The following is a 22,412-nucleotide window of genomic DNA, read 5'->3' as shown; positions in this document are numbered from 1 at the left end:
AATAATAATTCAATAAAAAATAGGGAGAAATAGAAGGATAAAGGTTATAGGCTGATGCCAAGTTATCCTTGAATTCAAATTAAATTAGGGAGATTAATTTTGAATTTTCCTATAATTTGGGGGGGAATAGTTAATTCAAAACTGTACTATGAAGTACAATTAATTATATTGAAAGGGGTCATATATAAAGGTTTTCGAGTGCAAGCGCTTTCTTACATCCTTAAAAATTAAAAAAATGGTTTAAAACAATTTGTTTTTAAATTAGGATAAGATTAAAGGCAAATGCCTTGTCTCATCCTTAAAATTAGGGAGATTAATTTTGAATTTCACTATTAAGTTTGGGGGGAATAGTTAATTCAAATTGTACTTTTGAAAATACAATTAATTATATGGATGCTCTCATATATAAAGGTTTTCGAGTGCAAGCGCTTACTTTCATTCTTAATCAGCCAAAAAATAGCGGAGATTATTTTTTTATTCCATTGAAGAGAATATCTAAATATTTTTTGCCGTATTCCTCTTTTTCTTCTTGGGATACCTCATCATAGACCCTATAGAGGACTATGGTCTGAAATGTCATACTGAAACACATCGTACCCAATACCCTGGCATCGACATCTCTGATTTTTCCCTTTTCAATCTGAAGCTTGAAAAATGCTTCCAGCTTGTCCAGGATAGTTGAAGTTATTTTTGAAATCAAATATTTCTTGTCTGTCTCTTCTCCGACTTCTTCCATAGCTACCTTGATTATGGCGAAGTCTTCATCCGGAAGATTCAATAGTCCGAAAAAATTGTTTTGGAGATATTCATCGATTTCCTCCTCTCCGTTAAAGTCAAAAACTTCCTCAAGCTTACCGGTGATCTTTTGGATATAGTACTCTTTTGTAATTTCCAGCAGGTTATTTTTGTTTTCAAACTTTCTGAAGATGGTTACTTCGTTAAATCCCGCTTCAGCTGAAATTTTTTTTGTTGTGGCTTTTGCAAATCCTTCCTTTAGTATGATGGCGAAAGTGGCATTTACAATTTTTTCTTCGGTATCGTCAAGTTCAATATTCATGATTATTAATATCTATTAAAATAATTTAAACTTAATTATACTATTTATAACTGAAAGAACAAACCTCTAATCATGAATGTTAAAAATCTAATACTTTTAACATTATTGTTTTTCCTAATGGCGGGGGCCGTTAGTGCCAGTGATAATGTTACAGGGGATAATCTGGAAAGCGTTGCAAACCAAATAAACGTAACGTATGATGAGGAGATGTGGCAGGAGAATCTCTCCGACATCAGTGTCGAACTGCCCGAAGAGGCATCAGGGGAATTCATGGTCAAGATTGACGATGAGATAATATACAACCAAACGATCACCGAAAAGTCATTCAAAGTCCCGGTAAAAATTCCCAAAAAAAATCTTGGGTTCATAATAAACATCTGGCCGCCGATTGACTTCACAATGTATCAGGTAAGTGCCTTTTACAACGGAATCGACCTGAATCTTACAGCACCTCTGAAAATCATGAAATATCCTCCGGACTACAAGATGATGTACTTCCCATCCGAAATACTCCAGTACGGTGAAGACTCTTATCTGGTTGTCTTTCCAAGGTCAGCCAACGGTACGGCGGAGTTCTATATCGACGACAGGCTGTTCAACACAACAACCGCAAGGCCGACAATTCACTGGGAAAGCGACCCATTTTCAAAATTGCCCCTGGGAAACCACACATTCAGCGTGCATTATCTCGGCGACAGCTATTACAAGCCGTTCAACATGACATTTAACTTCACGGTTACAAATGTGGTCATAGACATTCCGGACACAGTAAACATAAGCCATGACGACTGCATCTCCGTTCGAACATTGAAAAACGTTGCCGGCACAGTTAAAATCTATCTTGACAATGTGCTGGTCCACACAGAAAGGACAGAAGACGGAGAGGCAATAGTATCACTGGAAAAATACATGAAATACACAAACCACGAGATAAAGGTCGTCTACACCTCTTCAAAAATCTCAAGAACCAAAGTGCAGACAGCCAACATGACCTATGACTTCGACGTGTGGCCGGAATATTTCACATACGGCGAGAAAAATGTCATTGAAGTGATATTGCCGGACACATTGAACAGAAAGCTTGTGACAGTCACAATCGACGGCGTAAAATACCGCTTCACTCAGCCCGAGTACAGCGCAAACAACATGGCTGCAGTTGACGTGTCAGGACTCGGCGCCGGAAACCATTCAATGATTGTTTCGTTTGCAGGCGACGACAAGTTCTATGCCTTAAACAGAACTTACAACTTCACCATAGACTACAACTTCGACATTCCTTACGGTGTCGAATACAAGGACGCATCCAAAATATATCTGAAGCTTCCAAGTGATGCCAACGGCAATCTGGAAGTCTACGTTGACGGAAAACTCTTCAAGTCAGCAAAACTTGTGAAAGGCTACGGCGAAATCGGAATCTCAACATTAAATCCGGGATGGCACAACCTGACCGTGAGATACACAGGCACCGATTACAGCATCGGCGAGGAAAACTCAACAGTATATGTCGCTCCAAAGATATCCCTGACCTACAGGTTCAGGCAGGGCATGGACAAATATGTCGCCCTGGAAGTTCCTAAAGCATGCTCAGGCTATGCGGTATTTGAAATCGACGGCAAAAGGCATAAGGTCAATATAGTCAACGGAATAGCCAAATACTCATTGAAAAATCTCAAGGTCGGAGAACATGATATTTACGTTCACTACTATGGAAATGATGGGCTGAAAGATCTGGAAAACTGGAGGGTTGTGACAGTCTATAAGCAACTGGTAAAGATGACTCTTCAGAAGGTCAGCGTCAAAAAATCGGCCAAAAGGCTCACAATCAAGGCGACATTAAAAATAAACGGCAAGCTGGCAAAAGGCAAATACGTCAAATTCAAGTTCAACAAAAAGACCTACAAGGTCAAAACCAACAAAAGGGGAATTGCGAAACTGACCGTCAAGAAGTCTGTTCTGAAGAAACTCAAAGCCGGCAAAAAAATAAGATACCAAGTCAGCTACGGTAAAAAAACAGTCAAACGAACAGTAAAGGTTAGAAAATAATGATGGGAAATAATTATATTTAAAGAAGTTTATAACTTAATTCGTGTATTTGTAATCAAATACATAAGTTCTTTTTTGGTTTGAACTTAAGAAAGGGAGTTCTGATTACTCCCTTTTTAATCAATAAATTTTTTTCTCTGTTTTTACACATTCACTACAATATTGCTTTAAAAGTGTTTATTTATTTCATTAAGCCTAATGCAATTTTAATTCCACTTAATTAAACGTTTAAGTGCTTCTTCAAACAAATTAATAATCATGGCGAGAAAAACACAGCCATTAAAATGACTATATTTTCAAGAGTGTTCTACTAAAACGTGCAAACGGGCTGTTGAAATTTGTTGAGATTCCTTATAATATTAACAAAATGTTAATTTCGGTGTTTACACAGATTGCGAAATTTAATCGAGAAGATTTCTGAAGGATTACTATTTGATATTAATGAAAAGTTAGCAATAATATATTTGTTTGATGTGTTAAGTGCTAACATGTTGAACAAACAAGAATATGATAAACATGCGGAGGAAAATACAATGCTAATCCATCCTGGTGAAAGATACATGAAAAAGAAAGCTTTTGAACAAGGTTTTAAACAAGGTTTTGAACAAGGAAAACTTGAAACAGCTAAAAACATGATAAAAAAGGTTTTAAGATAAGAAGACATTGTTGAAGTCACTGGGCTGTCAAAAGAAGTAATTTTGAATGAAAAATAGTCTGGATAGACTATTTCATTCTCTGTCGCTCAGCAATTGCCCTGCCACTCCAATGCTTTCTTTTGGATAGGCCTGTACCAAAACCGTAATCGCTTCAATAGGCAAATCATATGCCTCAGCCACGATTTCAGATACTTTTTTAACCATTTCTCTTTTCTTTTCTACACTTATTCCGTCGTTTCCACCGATTGTTATGATAGGCATTTTTCATCACCATTTAATTATATTAATCATTTCAAATATATAGATTATTAAAAGGATTTGATAAAATGCTTGGTGAAGATGAACTTGTTAAACTGTTTCCGGATTTCGCCGATTTGGTCCAACCCTCCGGAATCGATTTGGAATTAGATAAGATATACATACAAAAAAGTGCAGGATCACTGATAGACAATGAAAAAAGCCTGCCGGAAATAGAAGAGCTTGATGGGGAGGTCTACACCTTAAAACCCCATACCGCATACCTGGCAAGCATCAAAAGGAAAGTTAAGATTCCAAAAGGATATGCAATGCTGTATCTGCCAAGGTCAACACTCCTAAGGTCATTTGTATCTGTCCAGACTGCCGTCGGAGATCCGGGATTTTACGGAACATTGATGTTCATGATTTACAATCATGGGGATTTTGAATATAAAATCAAATCAGGAGACAGAATCGCACAGGCAGTCGTATTTCCAGTAGAAGGCTCCGGTGAATATAACGGCTCTTATCAGGAAGTGGAAGAGTGAACGTAGCCGACAAGATAGTAAAAATCCTTGAAGAGGAGGGGATTTCAGATGTTTTCGGAGTTCCGGGCGAGCAGATAATGCCGCTTTACAAATCCCTATCAACTTCCAATATCAATCATGTTTTAACAAGACACGAGCAGGCAGCAGCACATGCCGCCGACGGATATGCACGTTCAAGTGGAAAGATTGGAGTTTGCATATCAACAGCCTCACCAGGTGCATTAAACTTCACAATGGCTGCTGCAACAGCCTATAAGGACAGCGTTCCAATGCTGATTCTGACAGGGGACAACGAGCTCAAATTTCGGGGAAGCACTCATTTTCAAACAACTCCCCAAAGGGAAATCCTTGAACACATAACACAGGCTTCATATTCCCCTTTAAACGGAACAGAAGCGATGTACGTGCTCAGGGCATCCATTTATGAATTGAAAAATTTCCCTAAAGGACCAATTCACATAAACCTGCCAAAGGATGTCCTTCTGCAGGAGGATTTCGATGATTTTGATTTATGCTATTTGTGTGAGGATGACATGTCCAATTTAAGCAAGGCTCAGGAACTGATTGACAAGTCCGAAAGGCCCTTGCTGATTCTCGGCGCAGGAGCAATCACACAGGCGCAAAACATCAAAAAAATTATAGATGAATATGGAATACCTGTAACAACAACATTCCATGGAAAAGGAATAATTCCGGATTCTCATGAGCTGAATTTGGGACTGTGCGGAATCCGTGGGAATAACCAATCAAAATACGCTTTCGAAAGTTCCGACTGCATTATCGCATTGGGCATAAAGGCAAGCGAAAGGACTATTCCGGCAATGCCCGACAACTTCATTCATGTAAACATCAACAGGGATGTCCTGGTTGGGGATTATCCTATACATGGCAAGGTTGAAGACTTTTTGGCTGAAATCCAATTCAGGAAAACCGATTGGCTAAAAGAAATATTGGAAATCGAAAATTCAGATGCCATTGAAGGGGTGGACGACGATTTGAAACCGCAGGCGGCCATAAAAAGGATTCTGGAAAGATTTCCAGACAGCATCATCACATCAGATGCGGGATCCCATACCACATGGACAACACTTTTAAAGAAATCATTAAGGCCTGGACAATTGCTTTTCTCAGGCGCAATGGCCCCAATGGGTTACGGCCTGCCTGCAGCAATAGGAGCAGGCATTGCAACAGGCGAAAAGGTCATTTCCATAAATGGGGATGGCGGCATTCAGATGAACCTGCAGGAGCTTGCCACACTTAAGGAGAATGACCTGGATGTGGTTGTTTTCATCCTTAACAATTCAGAGTTCGGAATCATCAGGCAATGGGAAGAGGACTTTTACAATATGGAAGCTTATCAGACAAGGTTAAGAAATCCCGACTTTATAAAATTGGCTTCAAGCTATTCGATTGATGCCGTAAGGGTAGATAACCTGAGCGATTTGGAACTGATTTTGGACAATGATCTGACAGGCCCATTGGTTGTTGAAGTAATTGTGGACAGCGAGAATATCCCTCTTCCAGAGTAATCGCGCAAAAGAGGATTTCTAATGCAACCGGGAAATACTATTTAGCGTAATTCACATACTCTTTCACAACCGCTTCAAGGTTAACCTTGCGATATAGCGGTGCGAAATAATATTCTCCGTTTTCGTCATAGATTATTCCCAATGGCTTCATTTCAAAGGCGGACACTTTTCCACGAAACATTACAGTTCTTGTTTTAAAGACAAATGTGAAACCGCATATCTCTTTGAATTCAATGCCTGTGTCTTGGGCAATTTCAAATATTTCCCCGATTTCTTCGAAGATGTCACTCATCCAAAACACCTCTAATTAATGCTCTAATCTCTTTTTTTGAGAGGAGCCTGATTGTGGGAATCACAACTTTCAACGGATAGATTTCAAGTTCATTAATGCCGTTTCCGTCCAGAACACTGCCTGCAAATGAGGGTTCAGCGGATAAGCTTAATTTCTCATGCATCGAATTTATGACTGAAAGGACTCCCCATATTATTCCGATGTATTTTCCGGTATCGGCATAGCTGGCCATTCCAAAAACAAGGTGGTTCTGCACTGTTTTGATTTTCATTGATTTTAAGACAGTCTTTAGATAATCAAGAAGGTCTTTTAGGCATGGTTTGGCAAGGTCAAATATCTTTTTAATGTCGGTGTCTTTTTCCTCATCTTCATCCTCATCTTCTTCGATTTTTTCGTCTTTTGATGGGAAATTCCGAGAGTAAATTTTGATTTTTTTGAAAATAAGTATTTTTAAACATCCTTTGACTTCGCTACCTTTTTTATCATACTCCACTTTAATCTTGATTCCGATCAAGAGTAAAATAATAATGAATAAGATGATTATCAGCATAATCATCCATAGGATGTTCAACATGTAGCAAAGTCCTATTCTTCTTCATCATTTGTGCTGAATTCAGGTTCTATGTATTCGGATTCATCGTAGTATTCATCGGATTTCTGGGAATCCAAAAAGTTTTTAACGAGGTCGGTTATGACGAGTCCAATGTCGGATATTGCTTTATTGGTTTCTGTTCCTTTACTCAAATCAAGTACGCGAACTCCTTCGGCGTCATTTCCCTTTTTAGGTATCATTACCATGGATATTGGTTCTACTCCGGCTCCGGCTCCTGCTGCGTCTCCGCCTTCGCTACCTAATATGTTTTCTCCAACACCAAAGCCTAATCCCACTTTCATTACGGGAATAAGAATTTTATCTTCGGTTTCTATTGGTGTACCGATTACATTGTCCACATTGATTAGTTTATGCAATTCTTCAACTGTCAACTTTATATTTTCTGACATATTTTCACATCCCATTTGTGTTATATTATATTTGTTCTGTTTATTAAATAAACTTTTCATTAATGTTGCGGGCGTATTAAGAGATGTGTTTCAAGTGTAACTTTTTAGTTATAACTTAATTTCGAGGGGTGCATTTCAAGTGTAAGTTTTTTGTTATAAGTTTTAAGTCTGAAATTTTAGACATGAATTTCAAGTGTAACTTTTTTCTTATAAGTTCTAAGACACATCATTGACACATCAATTTCAAGTGTAACTTATCACTTATAACTTCCAACGGCAAAAATGATGTAAAAAAATATTCCTTATAACTTATACTTTGTTAAAAATATATTACATATGAATGAATAAAAAAAAGAAAAAGAAGAATCATAAATATGATTCTGCAATGGATGCTACGCCAGCGCCGGCATCGTCGATTACGCCTAAACCTTTTAAGGTCATGCCGATTGCCGCAAAGGTTTGAACCAATTCCTTATAGGAGATGCATCCCATATGGCCAATTCTGAAAATGTTTCCTTTCAAGTGATCCTGGCCACCGGCCAATTCAACACCATATTTGTCACGGGTTGTGCCTCTGAACTCCGCATCGGTAATTCCTTCAGGCATTTTAACGGCAGTTACGGTTGCGGATGAAACGGCTTCATCAGCAAACAATTCTAAACCTAAGGCTTTTACAGCAGCCACACTTGCTTTAGCAGCTTTGTGGTGACGTGCAACCCTGTTTTCAAGTCCTTCTTCCATGACGATTTTTAAAGCTTCGTTCATTGCGTAAGTAAGTGAAACTGATGGAGTGTAAGGAGTTTCAGGAGGTACTTTGTCTCCACTTTTTCTTGCGGCTTTCAAATCCAGATAATAGGTATTGGTCTCCACCTTGTCAACTGCAGCCCAGGCTTCGTCGCTTAAGGTAATTGCAGCCATTCCAGGAGGTGCGGCCAAACATTTTTGAGACCCTGTAAGACAGACGTCAATTCCGAACTTTTCAACGTCCACATAATCCCCTCCAAGGGAGGACACGGTATCTACGATGTATAAAGCGTCGTAGTTTTTCATTACTTTACCGATTTCTTCGATAGGTGCGGCCACACCTGTGGAGGTTTCGTTGTGGATTACACTTACTGCTTTGATGTCTTCGTCTTCATCAAGAGCTTCAGCAATATCTTTAGGGTCAACAGCGGTTCCCCATTCAACTGCCAATTCCTTGGCTTCGATTCCATGAGTCTGTGCAATGTTCATGAAACGTTCTCCGAATTTTCCGCCAACGACATTCAACATTTTTTCTCCAGGAGCTACAGTGTTGGCAATACCTGCTTCCATTGCTGCAGTTCCGGATCCGGTTAATAAATAAGATTTATTTGGGGTTTGGAATACTTTACTCATTAATTCTGTGGTTTCAGTTAAAATTTCTCCATATTTGGCACCTCTGTGGTTAACAACAGCTTTTGACATAGCGTTAAGCACTCTAGGGTCGACTGTTGTAGGTCCAGGGAGCATTAATAAGATATCATTCATTAAATTTCCTCCAGTTAAAATATGCTTTTTAAGCCAATTATATCTTTTACTTTTATACTTATTAAATATTTTCAATATGTAAGTTTATTCATTTTTTACATAATTTTCCTATAAATTTTATTCATTTGTTTAAAACTGAAATATCGTTTTTAAAAAATGATTAGGAAGATTTATTTAACTGTTTGCCAATATTTAAATAACAGTAAAAAAATTTTCAGAAGTGCCATGATGTTTAAAAGAATATGTATGTTTGTAGGGGGCTTGTTCATAATGTCATTCGGTGTGGCATTTTCAATAGTTTCCACGCTTGGAACAACTCCAATAAGCTCAATTGCCTATGCACTGGCTCTGATAACAAATCTGAGTGTTGGAACAACAACATTCATATTTAACGCGGCATTGATACTGATTCAATTTCTTATCCTGCGCTCAAGGTTTCACAAAAAAAGGATTCTGCAACTTATAAGCACATTCGTGTTCTCATATTTCATTGATTTGGCATTGTACATAGTTTCTTTCGTGCCATTCGACGGATCGGTTCTGATGATGGTGCTGTTTCTGGCAATCAGCATATTCCTTCTGGCTTTGGGGATATTCATTTACATGCCGACAAACATCGCACCGCTGCCCGGCGAAGGATGCGTAGAGGCAATAGCAATAGTTACCAACTGGAGATTTTCGACAGTCAAAATCGCTTTTGACACAACAGTCGTCACAACAGCCCTTATAATGTGCGGATTGTGGTATACTGACGTTTTTGGAGCGGTTTATATCGGGACAATCGTATCGGCATTCATGGTAGGGTTCACATTAAGGCAAATCAGCAACGCATATGTTCATATCACAGGCAATGATGCAAGATTGGTCCATGAATAAATATTTAACAAATCAGCAACTTACATAATATCAGTGAGGTTTAAACATGGAATTCGGACTCTGGGAAAAATATTATTCAGAAATTCTTGAAGATTTTGGGTTTTCACGTGAAAATGATGAGGAATCCGCAAAATTATTGGATGAAATCCTGTCAACAGACGGATGTTTGACTCTTGATGAATTAAGCCAAATCGTAGGCTTTTCAGATAAGTTCATTCTATTCGGAGCAGGTCCGTCATTAAAGGAACATGTAACATTCTTAAGAGAAAACTATGATTTAAAGGATTATGTTCTGGTTGCAGCAGACGGAGCAACAACCGCTCTGATAGAGCAGAAAATAGCGCCTGACATAATAGCGACAGACTTGGACGGAAACCTTGACGACATACTTCTGGCCAATTTCAGGGGAGCCAACATAATAATCCATGCCCATGGGGACAACATGGATAAGATTGCCAAATTGACTCCATTTTTCACTAGCGTTTTGGGAACCACACAGGCGCAGCCTATCGGAAACCTCTACAACTTTGGAGGATTCACTGATGGTGACAGGGCATTATTCTTGGCGGTCGCATTGGGTGCCAGCGAAATAACACTTGCCGGAATGGACTTCGGGGATGTAGTGACAAAATATTCAAGACCAAACATCGAAACAGAACTCGCCGAAGCCGATGACTTCAAAAAGAAAAAATTGCTCTATGCGGAAAAGTTCACACAATGGATAATCGACAATGAAAATGTAAAAATAACCAATCTATGCGATGAATAATCTTTTATAAGGATAATAATATAATATGATAACATGGGAATAGAAGATATTTTAATGGCTGATGAAAGTCTTTTTCAAAACATAAATGCTTTTGATCCGGATTACTTTCCTAAAAATTTCAATTTCAGGGATACACAGATGGAAGCAATGGCAATATCAATAAGGCCGGCCATGAAAGGGGGGCAACCATCAAATGCAACTGTTTTGGGCTCACCGGCAACAGGAAAAACAACTGCAATGAGAAAGGTATTTGAACTGGTTGAAAAGAACACTGAAAAGGTGGTATGCGTTTATGTCAACTGTCAATTGCACACCACACGCTTCGGAATATTTTCACAAATCTATAAGAAGCTGTTCGGACATATTCCGCCTGAAACCGGAGTGCCGTTCTCAAGAATCTATGACCAAATAATGAAGGATCTTCAAAAAAAGGAAAGATCATTGGTTGTTGCACTGGATGATATCAATTATCTGTTCCAATCAAAAAATGCCAACAAGGTAGTTTATGACTTGCTCAGGGCATATGAGGAATATCCCGGCGTGAAAACATCTATTTTTGCAATATTGTCAGATCTGGAATTCAAATATGCATTCGATAAGAATGTGAATACCGTATTCATTCCCCAGGAAATCGTATTCCCATTATACACTTATTCTGAAATCGAGGAAATCCTAAGGTTCCGTGCAAAAGCAGGATTCTTCCCTGATGTGCTTCCTGACGATATACTAGAGCAGATTGCCATGTACACTTATGAAAATGGTGATTTGAGAATCGGAATCAATCTTTTAAGGTCCTGCGGCAATATTGCCGAGGCGGATGCAAGCCGTCAGATTACTCAAGAACACTACGATAAGGCAATCGACTCATTGGTGTCAGTCAATGTGTCTGAAACATTAAAATCATTGGACGAGTCTGAAAAAGATATCTTAAGGTTCATATCTGAGTTTGACGCAATTCCTACTTCCGGCGAATTGTCCAAAATATATAAAGAAAGAACCGGCTCAAGTTACGCTTCATTCAACAGAGCCATCGACAAATTGGAATTCGTAAGATTGATAGATACCAAATATACAGGAAAAGGGGCTGTGGGTAATTCTCGTGAGATCATATTGCGTTTCAACCCCGAAGACTATGGTTTATAGTTGTTCCTGTATGGGAAATTAGTTTAAACATTAGAGTATGCATGGTAAGCTCATAGTCTAATGTGCAACTAAGGGTTTGGCATTTCGCTCCAATCAGATTATTGGAGCTTGAGCTGCTACAACTGATATAACAGATAAAAGCAATGCTGTTATTGCTACAAGCATTACCATGCAAGATTGAACATCTATGTTGCTGTACATGATTTCGTCTTTTATTGAACTTCTTTTTCTTAAGTCTACTTGTATTGTGGTGTCATTATTCCCTAACATTTTAATCACTAAATTAAAATTGTAAAAAGTACATATATAAGCAAAGAGTGAGAGCATTTGCAAAGTATTATTTTGAGGAAATCGCATGAAAAGCTATGAATATTTTGAAGCAACGGCCGATGTTGGGATTAGGGCATATGGAAAAAACCTGAATGAAGCTTTTGAAAATGCAGGTTTGGCTATTTTTAATATAATATCAGATACCTCAACCATAGATGCCTTAAATGAAATCGAATTTGAAATAACCTCAGAGGATGAAGTGTCTCTTTTGTATGATTATTTGGAGGAGCTGCTGTTCTATCACGAAACCGAGTTCATGCTGTTTAGCGAATTCCATGTGGAAGTCGACGACAATCTACATCTTAATGCTAAAATCAAAGGCGAAGAAATCGATTGGGAAAAGCATGAGAGAAAAAACGAGATAAAGGCAATCACTTTTCATAAGATGGATGTTAAAAAAACGGATGGTGTGGAACTTCAGGCAATTGTAGATTTATAAATTATAAATACCTATACATTCCATAATTAATATCATGAAAAGAACTAAAATAATATCAAGAAATTTCGAAATGATAATGGGCGCAATAGGCTCAATCATCGGAATATTTTCTGGATCTTTTTTAATATTTTTAGAAAGTGTTGGACCGCACACCCCTTTTTTAGGCATGGTTGCAATTATTGCTTCAGTTTTGGGTTTGGCTTCAACATATTACGTCCGCAAAAACTCTGAAATTGCGGGTGTAGGGTTTATCGTTGCAACAATGTTTGTCATTGTTGGGTCCGCTTACATCAATGTATTAAGCGCAATATTCTTACTAATCGCTGGGGTATCAGCATTATTTAGAAAATGAATTATAAACATGTAATTTGTGATATTATGGGCATTAAAGATGAAATAAAAAAAGTTAGAGATAACGTTTATGAAATTCCGGGAACATATGACAAGTCAATGAGGGCTTCCGGAAGATTTTATATAGCTGATGAGTACTTCGATGATTTGGAGGAAGGCGCAGTCGAACAGATTGTCAACGTTGCATGCCTTCCCGGTGTTCAGAGATACTCAATTGGCCTTCCGGACATCCATTTCGGATACGGCTTCCCGATAGGTGGAGTCGCAGCTTTCAGTTTAAGAAACGGTATCGTTTCACCGGGAGGAGTCGGATTCGACATCAACTGCGGTGTCAGATTAATAAAATCCAATTTGACCTTAGGGGATGTTGAGGAGCACTTGGATGAGCTGACAGAAAAGCTGTTTGAAAACATTCCTTCAGGTGTGGGAAGCAAAGGAAAAATCAGGCTCGAAAAGGACGAAATAAATGATGTGCTTGATTACGGTGCCGAATGGGCTGTCAATAACGGATATGGATGGCCTGAAGACTTGGAAGTTCTTGAAGAAAACGGAAGAATGGTTGATGCGGATTCAAGCATCGTGTCAGATAAGGCCAAAAAGAGGGGAATTCCACAACTTGGGTCTCTCGGTTCGGGAAATCACTTTCTTGAAGTCCAGATTGTTGATGAAATCTTCGATGAAAAGGTCGCTGAAGTATATGGGCTTAAAGAAGGCATGATTGTAGTCATGATTCACTCAGGCTCACGCGGCTGCGGACACCAGGTATGTTCCGATTATTTGAGATTGATGGATAAGGCTTATAAGAAATACAAAATCAACATTGCAGACAGGCAATTGGCCTGTGCACCGCTTGACTCAAAAGAGGCTCAGGATTATATTCAGGCAATGGCGGCGGCGGCAAACTACGCATGGGCAAACAGGCAAATGATGACTCACTGGGTAAGGGAAACATTTGAGGATGTCCTGGGCAAATCCGCCCGCGACATGGAAATGGACATAGTCTATGATGTGGCCCATAACATCGCAAAGATGGAAACCCACAAGGTATTCAATCGGGAAGAGGAAGTCCTGGTTCACCGTAAAGGCGCAACAAGGGCATTCGGGCCTGGAAGGGAAGAAGTTCCGGAAAAATACCGTGAAGTGGGCCAGCCTGTACTGATTCCTGGAACAATGGGAACCGCTTCATATGTATTGTGCGGAACTGAAAAGGCAATGGAGGAAACTTTCGGATCCACCGCTCATGGTGCCGGAAGGGTATTGTCCCGTTCAAGAGCCAAAAAGGATTATGACGCTGATGAAATCACCAAAGATTTGGAATCAAAAGGAATCAAAATCAAGGCAACCAGCAAACATGTGATTGAAGAGGAAGCCCCTGGTGCTTACAAGGATGTGGATTCAGTTGTCAGGGTTTCCGACAGCACAGGCATTGCAAAACTTGTTGCAAAGGTCAGGCCGCTATCAGTTTGTAAAGGATGATTAAAGTGATAGGAATAATCGGTGGCAGCGGAGTGTATGAACTCACCAATAAAGCTGAGGCATGCACTGAAAAAACAGTTAAAACAGATTATGGGGATGTAAAAGTGTCCATTTTGGACATCTGTTCCAAAAAGGTAGCATTTATTCCAAGGCATGCTTCTGGCCATTCCATTCCGCCGCATAAAATTAACTATAGGGCCAATATTGATGCTTTAAAGAATATTGGCGTTACAAAGATAGTCGCAACAAACTCTGTCGGGTCAATGAATGAGGAAATGCCTCCCGGGTCATTCGTCATTCCTGACGATTTTCTGGATTTTTCACAAAACAGGGTCAAGACTTTTTATGAGGATAAAGTGGTGCATATAGATGTAACTGAACCATATTGCCAGGGTTTACGTGATGTACTGGCCAAATCGGGGGATGTAATCCTTGGAGGAACATACGTATGTACTGAAGGACCAAGATTCGAAACTCCTGCAGAAATCAGAATGTTCAAAATGCTTGGAGGGGACTTGGTCGGTATGACCGGACTTCCCGAAGTGACACTGGCCCGTGAAAGGGAAATATGCTATAATTCAATATGCATAGTGTCCAATTTCGCATCCGGGATTTCACAGGACGAGCTGACAATCGATGAGGTTTTCGAAATTGTGGCCGAAAAGGAAGCTGACCTGCTTGAATTGATATATAATTTTATTAAGAATGTTGATGATGGCATGGATTGCAGCTGCAATCATGCATTAGACGGTGCTGAAGTATAATGGGAGTGTGATTTAAATGCGTTTGGCTGTAGTATCTTCCGATGGGGAAAATGTGGACTTGCACCTTGGAAAAGGAAAGTCAGTGTATGTGTATGACTATGATGATGAGCTGAAATTTGTCGAGCATAGGGAAGTTGAGATTGCCGATGACTCAAAGCATCAGGGCGGAAAGGTAATTAAGGCATGCGCTGATTGTGATGTGTTGATTGCCGTTCAATATGGATTCAAATCAAAAATAAAGGCTGAAGATGCAAACATTAAGCTTGTCATGGATGAAGGGCCGGTTTGTGATGTTTTGAAAAGATACATTGATCATGTGGAATTCATGAGGAAATAATATAGTGTATAACATTTTTCATATATTGTAAAAATTTTTCAATATCCATTTTCAGGGCTTGATTTTAAAATTCAAGTCAGGATTTTCATTTTATGAAATGTCGAATAGATTATTTAAAAAATATATTATTTTTATTTTTTTTTTGAAATTCCGAATAATTTTCCAATTTTTAAAAATCTTTATATATCATGAATAAAAAATGTAATTATAACCTTTATGGGCGGGTTTTAGAAATTAAAACTTTATTAAAAATATTTTCTTAAATTAACGTGAGAATGACTCACAATAGTTGAATAAACGATTGTAAAGCTATAATAATTTAGAATCATTTTTACAGTTTAGTTAAGACTAGTTTTAAATTTTAATGGCGTAAACGCTAGAATTATATATTAAATTTATAGGATTGATATAATGGCAAAAGCAAAAGCAAGACGTAGAGTACGTGATACATGGAAAGAAAAATCCTGGTATACTATTAAAACACCAGTGAACTTTGAAGATAAGGAAATTGGAGAAACTCCAGCAAAAACACCGGAACTTCTCATTGGAAGAGGCGTAGAAGTTACCATGAGAGAATTGACCGGAGACTTCTCTAAACAATACATCAAGCTCAGATTTGAAATTGATAATGTGGCAGGAAATGTGGCAAACACTAAATTCACAGGTCATAAAACCACTACAGATTACGTTAGAAGTATGATTAGAAGAGGAACTTCAAGAATCGACGCTTCCGCAATCGTAAAAACCAAAGATGATCGTAAATTAAAATTACACGTTTTAGCTGTAACCACAAGAAGAGCTAAATCTTCCCAACAAAGATACATGAGAAAAACAATTGAAGATTTGCTTGTTGAAGCAGCTGCTGAAAGATCATTTGATGATTTGGTACAGGTTTGTGTAAACGGTAAATTGGCATCTGAAATTTACCACAATGCTAAAAAAATATACCCTCTCAAAAGAGTGGAAATCATTAAAAGTAAAGTAATCAAATAGGATTACTTTTCTAATTTCTTTTTTTCTTAATTCAGAATTATTCTTATTTCTTTCGAATTTTATTATTTCTTCAAAAAATAGTCATTAATTTTGTATAGTATTATTATATATGTAAATTATTATATATGTAAATTATATAATATGATATTCTTTTAATTATTTTTTTCATTTTGATAATGTTTTTATATTATTTTAAACAAAATACATGTATTGATGTAGTTGGGGAGATTGTAAATGGAAACGATTATGATAAACTGGGCTTATGTAATAATCTTATTTATTTTAGGTTTTATAACCTATTCCAGAAAATCCCTTGATTTTTTCGGCTCACTGGTTATGGTGGTTATGGGAATCGTAATCATATTCTCAGCAGGAGCCAATTGGCTGTTATTGATCATACTGTTCCTTGTTTTATCCTTGCTCGCTACAAAATATTCAAAAAAATATAAAATGTCCCTGGGGGAATTCGAGGGGAGAAGAACATCCAAAAATGTCATATCCAATGGGGTTGTCGCATGTTTCATGGCAGCATTCGGAGGATACTATCTGCCGTTTGTTGGAGGGTTTATAGGGGCGATTGCAACAGCAACCGCCGATACGTTGGCTTCCGAAATAGGAGTATTGGATCCTCATCCTCGCTTAATAACCACTTTCCAGAAAGTTGATCCGGGTACAAACGGCGCAGTGTCAGCTCTGGGAACCAGTGTTGGAATTCTTGGCGCAGCCATTATAGGTATCGCGGCATTTTTGTTTGGAATCATTTTAAATCCCATATCAGCGATAGTTGTTTCAATCATTTCAGGAACTGTGGGTTGTTTTATGGACAGCATTCTTGGGGCATTATTCGAAAATCGCCATCTGATTACAAATGAACATGTAAACCTGATTGCAACAATAGTCGGTGCGATTGTAGGGATTTTGTTCATTTAATCTTTTTTGTTTGCAACATTTCATTTTATGATTTTACATTGATTAATTTTATTCATTTTTTCTGAACAATTTTTTATAATGATAAATTTATTTAGGTATAACTAATAAATATTGTTGGATTTTTTTGATGAATTAGCAAATTCAGATAATAAGTTAAACACAATGTTTATATATTTGTAATATAATATATATTTACGCTATATAATTTTTTAGAATAGTATGGTAAAAAAAAATTTAAATGTTGAATAAATTAACAATTTTGGCGATTGATATGCGTATCCGAACTGAAATTATATTAATAATTGCCATTTTATTTATGGCAATAATAGGAGGGGTATCAGCTAATGACGACAGTCAGTCCAGCGATGTTGTTAGCATTGCGGATGACAGCTCATTAGTTGACCTAAAGGTAAATGATGCTGCCGATGAGACGGCAGCAAGCAATGAATCAACTTTATCAACAAGTGATTCTGTAATCGAAGAAGATTCAGCTGAAACGGACGAAGTTGCTGATGCCGTTTCGGTTTCAGATTCTAATGACATAGCCGAAGTAAAGGATACTAAGGCTGGTTCAAACAATAATAATGTTTTGGGTGCTTCTGCAGATCAGGACATGTTGGGAGCAACTCTTATAAGCTTACAAGATGCCATTGATGGAACTACTGCAGGTGGTACTTTAAACGTAGCACAAGATTATACTGTGGGCACTAATACTGCAGAGTATGCTAGAATTGTAATAAATAAAGACATTACAATTCGTGGAAGAACTGGAACTGGTTATTATGCTCAAGATATAGACCGTACATTCGATGCTAACGGTCGTGGAACAATAATTGAAATTACAGGTACTCGAACTGTTACATTTAGACATATCATATTCGCAAATGCGGGTACCGGACAAAATGAAGGGGGAGCCGTAATAGTCGATGCAGGTTCTACAGTAATATTTGAATATTGTCAATTCATAGATAACTCTCATAACGGTAATGGGGGTGCAGTATCTATAAATGGCGGAGGCACTGTTACTTTCACAAACTGTGAATTTAGCGGTAACCATGCAAGTGGTGACGGTGGTGCAGTCTATGCAGCTGGATATAACCAGAACACTCAACTAAATACTCAGTTAACATTCTCTGACTGTACTTTTGACAAGAATACTGCAGACGGAGACGGTGCAGCGATATCATCTACTGAATCCGCAGCAAATTACAAAGGTCTTTCTTGTTCCGTTACCAATTGTGAGTTTACAAATAATGCGGCTAAAGGTGATGCTGCAGTTTACTTGGCTTTCCGCACAGTTACATTGACTCAATGTGATTTTGAAAATAATACTGGTTATACAAACGGTGGTGCTGTTTATATCAGTGCAAACAATGCTTTAAATATTGCCAATTCCAATTTCATAAATAACAAGGCAACAAGTACCGCTGCGAATTATGAAGGTAAAGGTGGAGCAATCAGAATATCTTCCGCAGCAAGTTTAACACTCAATAACTGTTTATTCGAAAATAATGCAGCAATGTTTGGTGGAGCAGTTTATACTCCAGTTACAACCACATTCATCAATTCAAGATTCCGTGACAATATTGGAACTTCCAATGGTGGTGCTGTTTATAACGATGCAAGCAATTCTGTCTTCAGAAATAATTGTGAATTCACCAGAAACGAAGCTACCGACGGAGGGGCTATTTATTTAACAGATTCCTCAAACAACATTCAGGTTACAGACTGTCAGTTCACAGATAACGAAGCAATGAATGATGGTGGAGCCATAATGGGAGCTTCCAATATAAACAATCTCCAGATTACAACTTCCACATTCACAGGCAACCGTGCAGACAGTGATGGAGGAGCAATTTCACTTGGTCAAAACTCAAACTATTTCACTGTAAACAATTGTGATTTCTCAAGCAATCACGCTACACGTTACGGAGGTTGCATCTTCTTTGAAAGCAGTGGAGAACATATAAATATTTACGATACAGATTTCAATGACAACTTCGCTTCATCCGGTGGAGTAATGCTTTTATACTCTTCAGCAGGCGACTTGACTTATGCTGATGTAAATATACTTAGATGTAATTTCATCGATAACAATTGTACTTCTACTGACGTTCGTTACGGTGGAAGTGCTTTAGGTTTCAACTGGGCGCATGATGTCCTTATTCAAAACTGTAAATTCGACGGTAACAACGCATCAAGTTCCAACGGTGCGGTCATGTTGGATTACTGTTACGATTTCGATGTTAATAATTGTAATTTCACCAATAACTATGCAGGAAGATTCGGTGGAGCATTTTATGTATACAATGCAATTCCTACATCCTATGCAAATGTTAGTTTTGCAAACTGTAAATTCGACAAAAACACAGCAATCAGATCAGGTGGAGCTATTGCAACCACACTCTTCAGTGTTGCAGATAACACAGGAAGAATTTACAGGGACTGGAAAATAATCGACTGTGAATTTACCAATAACCAAGCAACATTATCCGGTGGAGCATTATACCTTCCATGGGCTACCGGTTTGACAATTAACAACATTCCATTCATAAATAATACTGCTGGAGATACCGGTGCAATGTACTGGAGTGGAAATAAATTGGCACTCACTAGCGTTAACTTCACAAACAACAAGGCTACTTCAGGTGATGCAGGAGCATTATACCTCGGTGCTGGAAACAATTCAATTACAGAAGTTTCACTAGTCGACGCAGTTAACTTCATAAGCAACTCTGCAAACGCCAATGGTGGTGCTGTTGCAGGTGTGGCTTCAAATGTAAACATTATTAATGATAAATTTGATGATAACACTGCTGGAGGTAACGGCGGTGCAATCTACTGGAATGGCGGATCTAATGTGAACATTGCCAGCGATAATTTCACTGATAACAATGCAACCAATGCTGGAGCTATAGGCATTTATGGAACTGTAAATGCAAACATTCACGATTCCAAATTTGAAAATAACAATGCAATCGAAAGTGCAGGGGCCATATGGTTCAACAGCAGGGATGGAAGCATCTACTCATGTGACTTTACTAATAACATTGCAGGTGCTGATGCTGGTGCAATCATGTTAGCTTCTACTGGTCAAACTGTTCAAGATTGTACATTTACAAGTAATAGTGCTGGTGGTAAAGGTGGTGCAATATATGATATTGGTGTTGCTGCTAACAATGCTAACTTTATAAAAGATTCTACCTTTGTCCAAAACCAAGCTTATGATGGTGGTGCAGTATACCTCACTGATGGTAAAGATACCCAAATATATAATAGTACATTTACAGGCAACATTGCTTCCCATAATGGTGGAGCAGCATATATCACTGTAGATGGAATTCATTATGTTGACTATGACCTATTTAAGCATACTGGTATTTATGATGAAACTAGTGAAAGGGTAACATGGAATAAAGAAGGTAGAGATTATGTTTACTCATCATTATTCCAAAACAACATTGACTACTTTATGAATGTAACCAATGTGGTAGATGGTTTGACTGCAGTAATTACAGTCACTGTACCTACTGATGCAAGTAAATCCAGAAACGGTAAAGTCAGATTTGAAGTAAGTTATACCAATTCAACTGGAACATACATAACCGTTTATGAGTTGGATAACTTTGACGGAAGTGGAATTGTCACTCTAAACTTACCTAGTTCTGATGTTGGACACTATGATGTTGTCGTTAGTTTTTCAGAAAACACCTACTTGCGCAAACAGTTCAATGTATCATACGACATTGTAGACCCAAGAGGGGACTTTGAAATCCTTCAATCATTAGTCAACAACGCAATCATTAACAATTTCACAGAACTTACCTTGAAAAGAAGTTACACATTCACACCTGGAGATGCTGAAAATCCATTGGATTTCGATTGGTTGGAAATTGAAGTGAATGCTCCATTAATCATTAACGGTAATGGATGGACAATCGATTCATTAGGCTTCTGCAGAATATTCAATATAACTTCAGAAAATGTCGTCATTAAAAACTTGAAATTAATTAACGGTAATAATGCTACTGATGGTGGTGCAATCTACTGGAGCGGAAGCAACGGTACTGTTGACAATGTTTATTTCCTGAATAACACAGCTAAAAGTGACGGTGGTGCTATTTACTTCGATTCATTGGCTGTTGGTTGTAAAGTTATTAACTCTACATTCGAAAACAACACTGCTGGCGATGACGGTGGTGCTATCGATTGGAATGCAACAACCGGTGTTTTAAACGGCACAACATTCATCAACAACAAAGCCGGTGACAACGGTGGTGCATTATGCAGAGAAGAAAACGCAGCTGGAGGATATGGTTATAACAACATATTCTACAATAACACCGCATACCAGGGTGGTGCTATCGCATGGATGAAATCAGAAAACATCAACATTAACCATTACACTTTCGTTGACAATGCAGCGGAAGTAAGCGGTGGAGCTATCTATGTAGGTGAAGGCAGTGGAAACTGTATTGTGTCCAACTCATATTTCGAAGGAAACAATGTAACAAGCACTGATGATGGTCATGGTGGTGCTATTGAATGGTATGCACAATCAGGTGCCGTCTTCACATCAACATTCAACGATAACCATGCATACAAAGGTGGTGCAATATTCGTAGGACGCACTTCAGGAGACATCAACATTACAGATTCAATATTTGAAAATAACACAGCTGTTTCCAACGGTGGCGCAATCGATGTAAACGCTTCATCAGTTATCATTACTGGATCCACCTTAACAGGAAACACAGCTCAAAACGGTGGTGCGATATACGTTGGAGGTTCAGGTGAGCACAATTCAGTAACCTCATGTACATTCACAAACAACAACGCTACCGGCAATGGTGGTGCAATTGATTGGGCTGCATCTAATGGAAATATTTTAAATTCAAAATTCGAATACAACAATGCTGAAAATGGTGGTGCTGTCTATATTGGTGGTTCTGCTGAGGCAGGAAGTATAATTGGCTCTGTATTCAATTTCAACCATGCTAGTGAAAATGGTGGTGCTGTTGACTGGAATTCCACTATCGGCAGATTGATTAACTCAACTTTCTATAACAATACTGCTAAGTTTGGTGGTGCTGCATATAGGGGTGCTAACTCAACTGGCGGTTTCGGATAC

Annotated in this window: 22 protein-coding genes; 15 read left to right on the top strand and 7 right to left on the bottom strand. The window is 38.3% G+C overall.

The features are described 5' to 3' along the window. Positions 1-466: 466 nt before the first annotated feature. A complete protein-coding gene (locus IJF99_RS05400) occupies positions 467-1,057 on the bottom strand; it encodes a TetR/AcrR family transcriptional regulator (RefSeq protein ID WP_292792862.1) in 591 nt (196 codons plus the stop codon). 72 nt (positions 1,058-1,129) lie between these two features. On the opposite strand from IJF99_RS05400, the gene IJF99_RS05395 reads away from it, so the two are divergent. After that, positions 1,130-3,100 carry an Ig-like domain-containing protein gene (locus tag IJF99_RS05395; protein ID WP_292792860.1) on the top strand — a complete coding sequence of 657 codons (1,971 nt, stop codon included), beginning with the start codon at positions 1,130-1,132 and terminating at the stop codon, positions 3,098-3,100. A 488-nt stretch (positions 3,101-3,588) separates the two neighbouring features. Then, the gene (locus tag IJF99_RS05390; protein WP_292792858.1) at positions 3,589-3,756 is read left to right on the top strand and encodes a hypothetical protein; all 168 of its coding nucleotides are present in this window, start codon (positions 3,589-3,591) and stop codon (positions 3,754-3,756) included. Between the two features lie 72 nt (positions 3,757-3,828). On the opposite strand, the gene dmpI is transcribed toward IJF99_RS05390, so the two are convergent. Beyond that, entirely contained in the window at positions 3,829-4,017 is a 189-nt protein-coding gene (dmpI, locus tag IJF99_RS05385; protein ID WP_292792856.1) for a 4-oxalocrotonate tautomerase DmpI, read from the bottom strand. Positions 4,018-4,082: 65 nt separating this feature from the next. Here dmpI and IJF99_RS05380 point away from each other — a divergent pair, with 65 nt between their 5' ends. Both IJF99_RS05380 and IJF99_RS05375 read left to right on the top strand, forming a co-directional pair. After that, positions 4,083-4,541 carry a deoxyuridine 5'-triphosphate nucleotidohydrolase gene (locus tag IJF99_RS05380; protein WP_292792854.1) on the top strand — a complete coding sequence of 153 codons (459 nt, stop codon included), beginning with the start codon at positions 4,083-4,085 and terminating at the stop codon, positions 4,539-4,541. Further along, positions 4,538-6,070, top strand: coding sequence for a thiamine pyrophosphate-binding protein (locus IJF99_RS05375; RefSeq protein WP_292792852.1), 1,533 nt, complete (start codon positions 4,538-4,540; stop codon positions 6,068-6,070). Before IJF99_RS05380 ends, IJF99_RS05375 begins: the two co-directional genes overlap by 4 nt. A gap of 37 nt (positions 6,071-6,107) precedes the next feature. On the opposite strand, the gene IJF99_RS05370 is transcribed toward IJF99_RS05375, so the two are convergent. The 4 genes from IJF99_RS05370 to IJF99_RS05355 form a co-directional block, all read right to left on the bottom strand. Next, positions 6,108-6,362, bottom strand: a complete 255-nt coding sequence (locus IJF99_RS05370; protein WP_292792850.1) for a hypothetical protein — start codon at positions 6,360-6,362, stop codon at positions 6,108-6,110. Continuing rightward, on the bottom strand, positions 6,355-6,936 hold the full coding sequence (locus IJF99_RS05365; RefSeq protein WP_292792848.1) for a DUF2953 domain-containing protein: 582 nt from the start codon (positions 6,934-6,936) through the stop codon (positions 6,355-6,357). Before IJF99_RS05365 ends, IJF99_RS05370 begins: the two co-directional genes overlap by 8 nt. An 11-nt stretch (positions 6,937-6,947) precedes the next feature. Further along, entirely contained in the window at positions 6,948-7,364 is a 417-nt protein-coding gene (locus tag IJF99_RS05360; RefSeq protein ID WP_292792846.1) for a spore germination protein GerW family protein, read from the bottom strand. 366 nt (positions 7,365-7,730) lie between these two features. Continuing rightward, positions 7,731-8,873 (bottom strand): alanine--glyoxylate aminotransferase family protein, encoded by a 1,143-nt coding sequence (locus IJF99_RS05355; protein ID WP_292792844.1) that lies wholly within the window; start codon positions 8,871-8,873, stop codon positions 7,731-7,733. Positions 8,874-9,101: 228 nt separating this feature from the next. On the opposite strand from IJF99_RS05355, the gene IJF99_RS05350 reads away from it, so the two are divergent. The 3 genes from IJF99_RS05350 to IJF99_RS05340 are packed head-to-tail and all read left to right on the top strand — an operon-like array spanning position 9,102 to position 11,661. After that, a complete protein-coding gene (locus IJF99_RS05350) occupies positions 9,102-9,749 on the top strand; it encodes a DUF6198 family protein (RefSeq protein ID WP_292792842.1) in 648 nt (215 codons plus the stop codon). A gap of 46 nt (positions 9,750-9,795) precedes the next feature. Continuing rightward, positions 9,796-10,518 (top strand): 6-hydroxymethylpterin diphosphokinase MptE-like protein, encoded by a 723-nt coding sequence (locus IJF99_RS05345; RefSeq protein WP_292792840.1) that lies wholly within the window; start codon positions 9,796-9,798, stop codon positions 10,516-10,518. Between the two features lie 33 nt (positions 10,519-10,551). Next, the gene (locus IJF99_RS05340; protein WP_292792838.1) at positions 10,552-11,661 is read left to right on the top strand and encodes an ORC1-type DNA replication protein; all 1,110 of its coding nucleotides are present in this window, start codon (positions 10,552-10,554) and stop codon (positions 11,659-11,661) included. A 93-nt stretch (positions 11,662-11,754) separates the two neighbouring features. Here IJF99_RS05340 and IJF99_RS05335 read toward each other — a convergent pair whose 3' ends face one another. Continuing rightward, the gene (locus IJF99_RS05335; RefSeq protein ID WP_292792836.1) at positions 11,755-11,931 is read right to left on the bottom strand and encodes a hypothetical protein; all 177 of its coding nucleotides are present in this window, start codon (positions 11,929-11,931) and stop codon (positions 11,755-11,757) included. An 85-nt stretch (positions 11,932-12,016) separates the two neighbouring features. Here IJF99_RS05335 and IJF99_RS05330 point away from each other — a divergent pair, with 85 nt between their 5' ends. The 8 genes from IJF99_RS05330 to IJF99_RS05295 form a co-directional block, all read left to right on the top strand. Next, positions 12,017-12,430 (top strand): archease, encoded by a 414-nt coding sequence (locus tag IJF99_RS05330; RefSeq protein ID WP_292792834.1) that lies wholly within the window; start codon positions 12,017-12,019, stop codon positions 12,428-12,430. A 34-nt stretch (positions 12,431-12,464) separates the two neighbouring features. Next, positions 12,465-12,782: a hypothetical protein gene (locus tag IJF99_RS05325; RefSeq protein WP_292792832.1), complete on the top strand. Its 318-nt coding sequence runs from the start codon at positions 12,465-12,467 to the stop codon at positions 12,780-12,782. Between the two features lie 26 nt (positions 12,783-12,808). Beyond that, the gene (locus IJF99_RS05320; RefSeq protein WP_292792830.1) at positions 12,809-14,257 is read left to right on the top strand and encodes an RtcB family protein; all 1,449 of its coding nucleotides are present in this window, start codon (positions 12,809-12,811) and stop codon (positions 14,255-14,257) included. 5 nt (positions 14,258-14,262) lie between these two features. Further along, positions 14,263-15,021: an S-methyl-5'-thioadenosine phosphorylase gene (gene mtnP, locus IJF99_RS05315; protein ID WP_292792884.1), complete on the top strand. Its 759-nt coding sequence runs from the start codon at positions 14,263-14,265 to the stop codon at positions 15,019-15,021. Between the two features lie 16 nt (positions 15,022-15,037). Continuing rightward, on the top strand, positions 15,038-15,358 hold the full coding sequence (locus IJF99_RS05310; protein ID WP_292792828.1) for a NifB/NifX family molybdenum-iron cluster-binding protein: 321 nt from the start codon (positions 15,038-15,040) through the stop codon (positions 15,356-15,358). Positions 15,359-15,769: 411 nt separating this feature from the next. Then, positions 15,770-16,351, top strand: a complete 582-nt coding sequence (locus IJF99_RS05305) for a 30S ribosomal protein S3ae (protein WP_292792826.1) — start codon at positions 15,770-15,772, stop codon at positions 16,349-16,351. A 234-nt stretch (positions 16,352-16,585) separates the two neighbouring features. After that, entirely contained in the window at positions 16,586-17,281 is a 696-nt protein-coding gene (locus IJF99_RS05300) for a TIGR00297 family protein (RefSeq protein WP_292792824.1), read from the top strand. A 316-nt stretch (positions 17,282-17,597) separates the two neighbouring features. After that, positions 17,598-22,412 (top strand): right-handed parallel beta-helix repeat-containing protein (locus tag IJF99_RS05295; RefSeq protein ID WP_292792822.1); only part of this gene is annotated, 4,815 nt, incomplete at its 3' end.

It is taken from the genome of Methanobrevibacter sp., assembly GCF_017406825.1.
GTDB lineage: Archaea > Methanobacteriota > Methanobacteria > Methanobacteriales > Methanobacteriaceae > Methanocatella.
This window is presented reverse-complemented; position numbering and strand designations above follow the sequence as displayed.

Excerpts from the sequence above, each read along its gene's own strand:
- IJF99_RS05330 (WP_292792834.1), top strand. The coding sequence starts at position 12,017 with ATGAAAAGCTATGAATATTTTGAAGCAACGGCCGATGTTGGGATTAGG.
- IJF99_RS05395 (WP_292792860.1), top strand. The coding sequence starts at position 1,130 with ATGAATGTTAAAAATCTAATACTTTTAACATTATTGTTTTTCCTAATG.
- IJF99_RS05350 (WP_292792842.1), top strand. The coding sequence starts at position 9,102 with ATGTTTAAAAGAATATGTATGTTTGTAGGGGGCTTGTTCATAATGTCA.
- IJF99_RS05370 (WP_292792850.1), bottom strand. The coding sequence starts at position 6,362 with ATGAGTGACATCTTCGAAGAAATCGGGGAAATATTTGAAATTGCCCAA.
- IJF99_RS05360 (WP_292792846.1), bottom strand. The coding sequence starts at position 7,364 with ATGTCAGAAAATATAAAGTTGACAGTTGAAGAATTGCATAAACTAATC.
- IJF99_RS05355 (WP_292792844.1), bottom strand. The coding sequence starts at position 8,873 with ATGAATGATATCTTATTAATGCTCCCTGGACCTACAACAGTCGACCCT.
- IJF99_RS05300 (WP_292792824.1), top strand. The coding sequence starts at position 16,586 with ATGGAAACGATTATGATAAACTGGGCTTATGTAATAATCTTATTTATT.
- IJF99_RS05365 (WP_292792848.1), bottom strand. The coding sequence starts at position 6,936 with ATGTTGAACATCCTATGGATGATTATGCTGATAATCATCTTATTCATT.
- IJF99_RS05380 (WP_292792854.1), top strand. The coding sequence starts at position 4,083 with ATGCTTGGTGAAGATGAACTTGTTAAACTGTTTCCGGATTTCGCCGAT.
- IJF99_RS05305 (WP_292792826.1), top strand. The coding sequence starts at position 15,770 with ATGGCAAAAGCAAAAGCAAGACGTAGAGTACGTGATACATGGAAAGAA.
- IJF99_RS05400 (WP_292792862.1), bottom strand. The coding sequence starts at position 1,057 with ATGAATATTGAACTTGACGATACCGAAGAAAAAATTGTAAATGCCACT.
- IJF99_RS05320 (WP_292792830.1), top strand. The coding sequence starts at position 12,809 with ATGGGCATTAAAGATGAAATAAAAAAAGTTAGAGATAACGTTTATGAA.
- IJF99_RS05325 (WP_292792832.1), top strand. The coding sequence starts at position 12,465 with ATGAAAAGAACTAAAATAATATCAAGAAATTTCGAAATGATAATGGGC.
- IJF99_RS05340 (WP_292792838.1), top strand. The coding sequence starts at position 10,552 with ATGGGAATAGAAGATATTTTAATGGCTGATGAAAGTCTTTTTCAAAAC.
- IJF99_RS05390 (WP_292792858.1), top strand. The coding sequence starts at position 3,589 with ATGTTGAACAAACAAGAATATGATAAACATGCGGAGGAAAATACAATG.
- IJF99_RS05310 (WP_292792828.1), top strand. The coding sequence starts at position 15,038 with ATGCGTTTGGCTGTAGTATCTTCCGATGGGGAAAATGTGGACTTGCAC.
- IJF99_RS05335 (WP_292792836.1), bottom strand. The coding sequence starts at position 11,931 with ATGTTAGGGAATAATGACACCACAATACAAGTAGACTTAAGAAAAAGA.
- IJF99_RS05345 (WP_292792840.1), top strand. The coding sequence starts at position 9,796 with ATGGAATTCGGACTCTGGGAAAAATATTATTCAGAAATTCTTGAAGAT.
- dmpI (WP_292792856.1), bottom strand. The coding sequence starts at position 4,017 with ATGCCTATCATAACAATCGGTGGAAACGACGGAATAAGTGTAGAAAAG.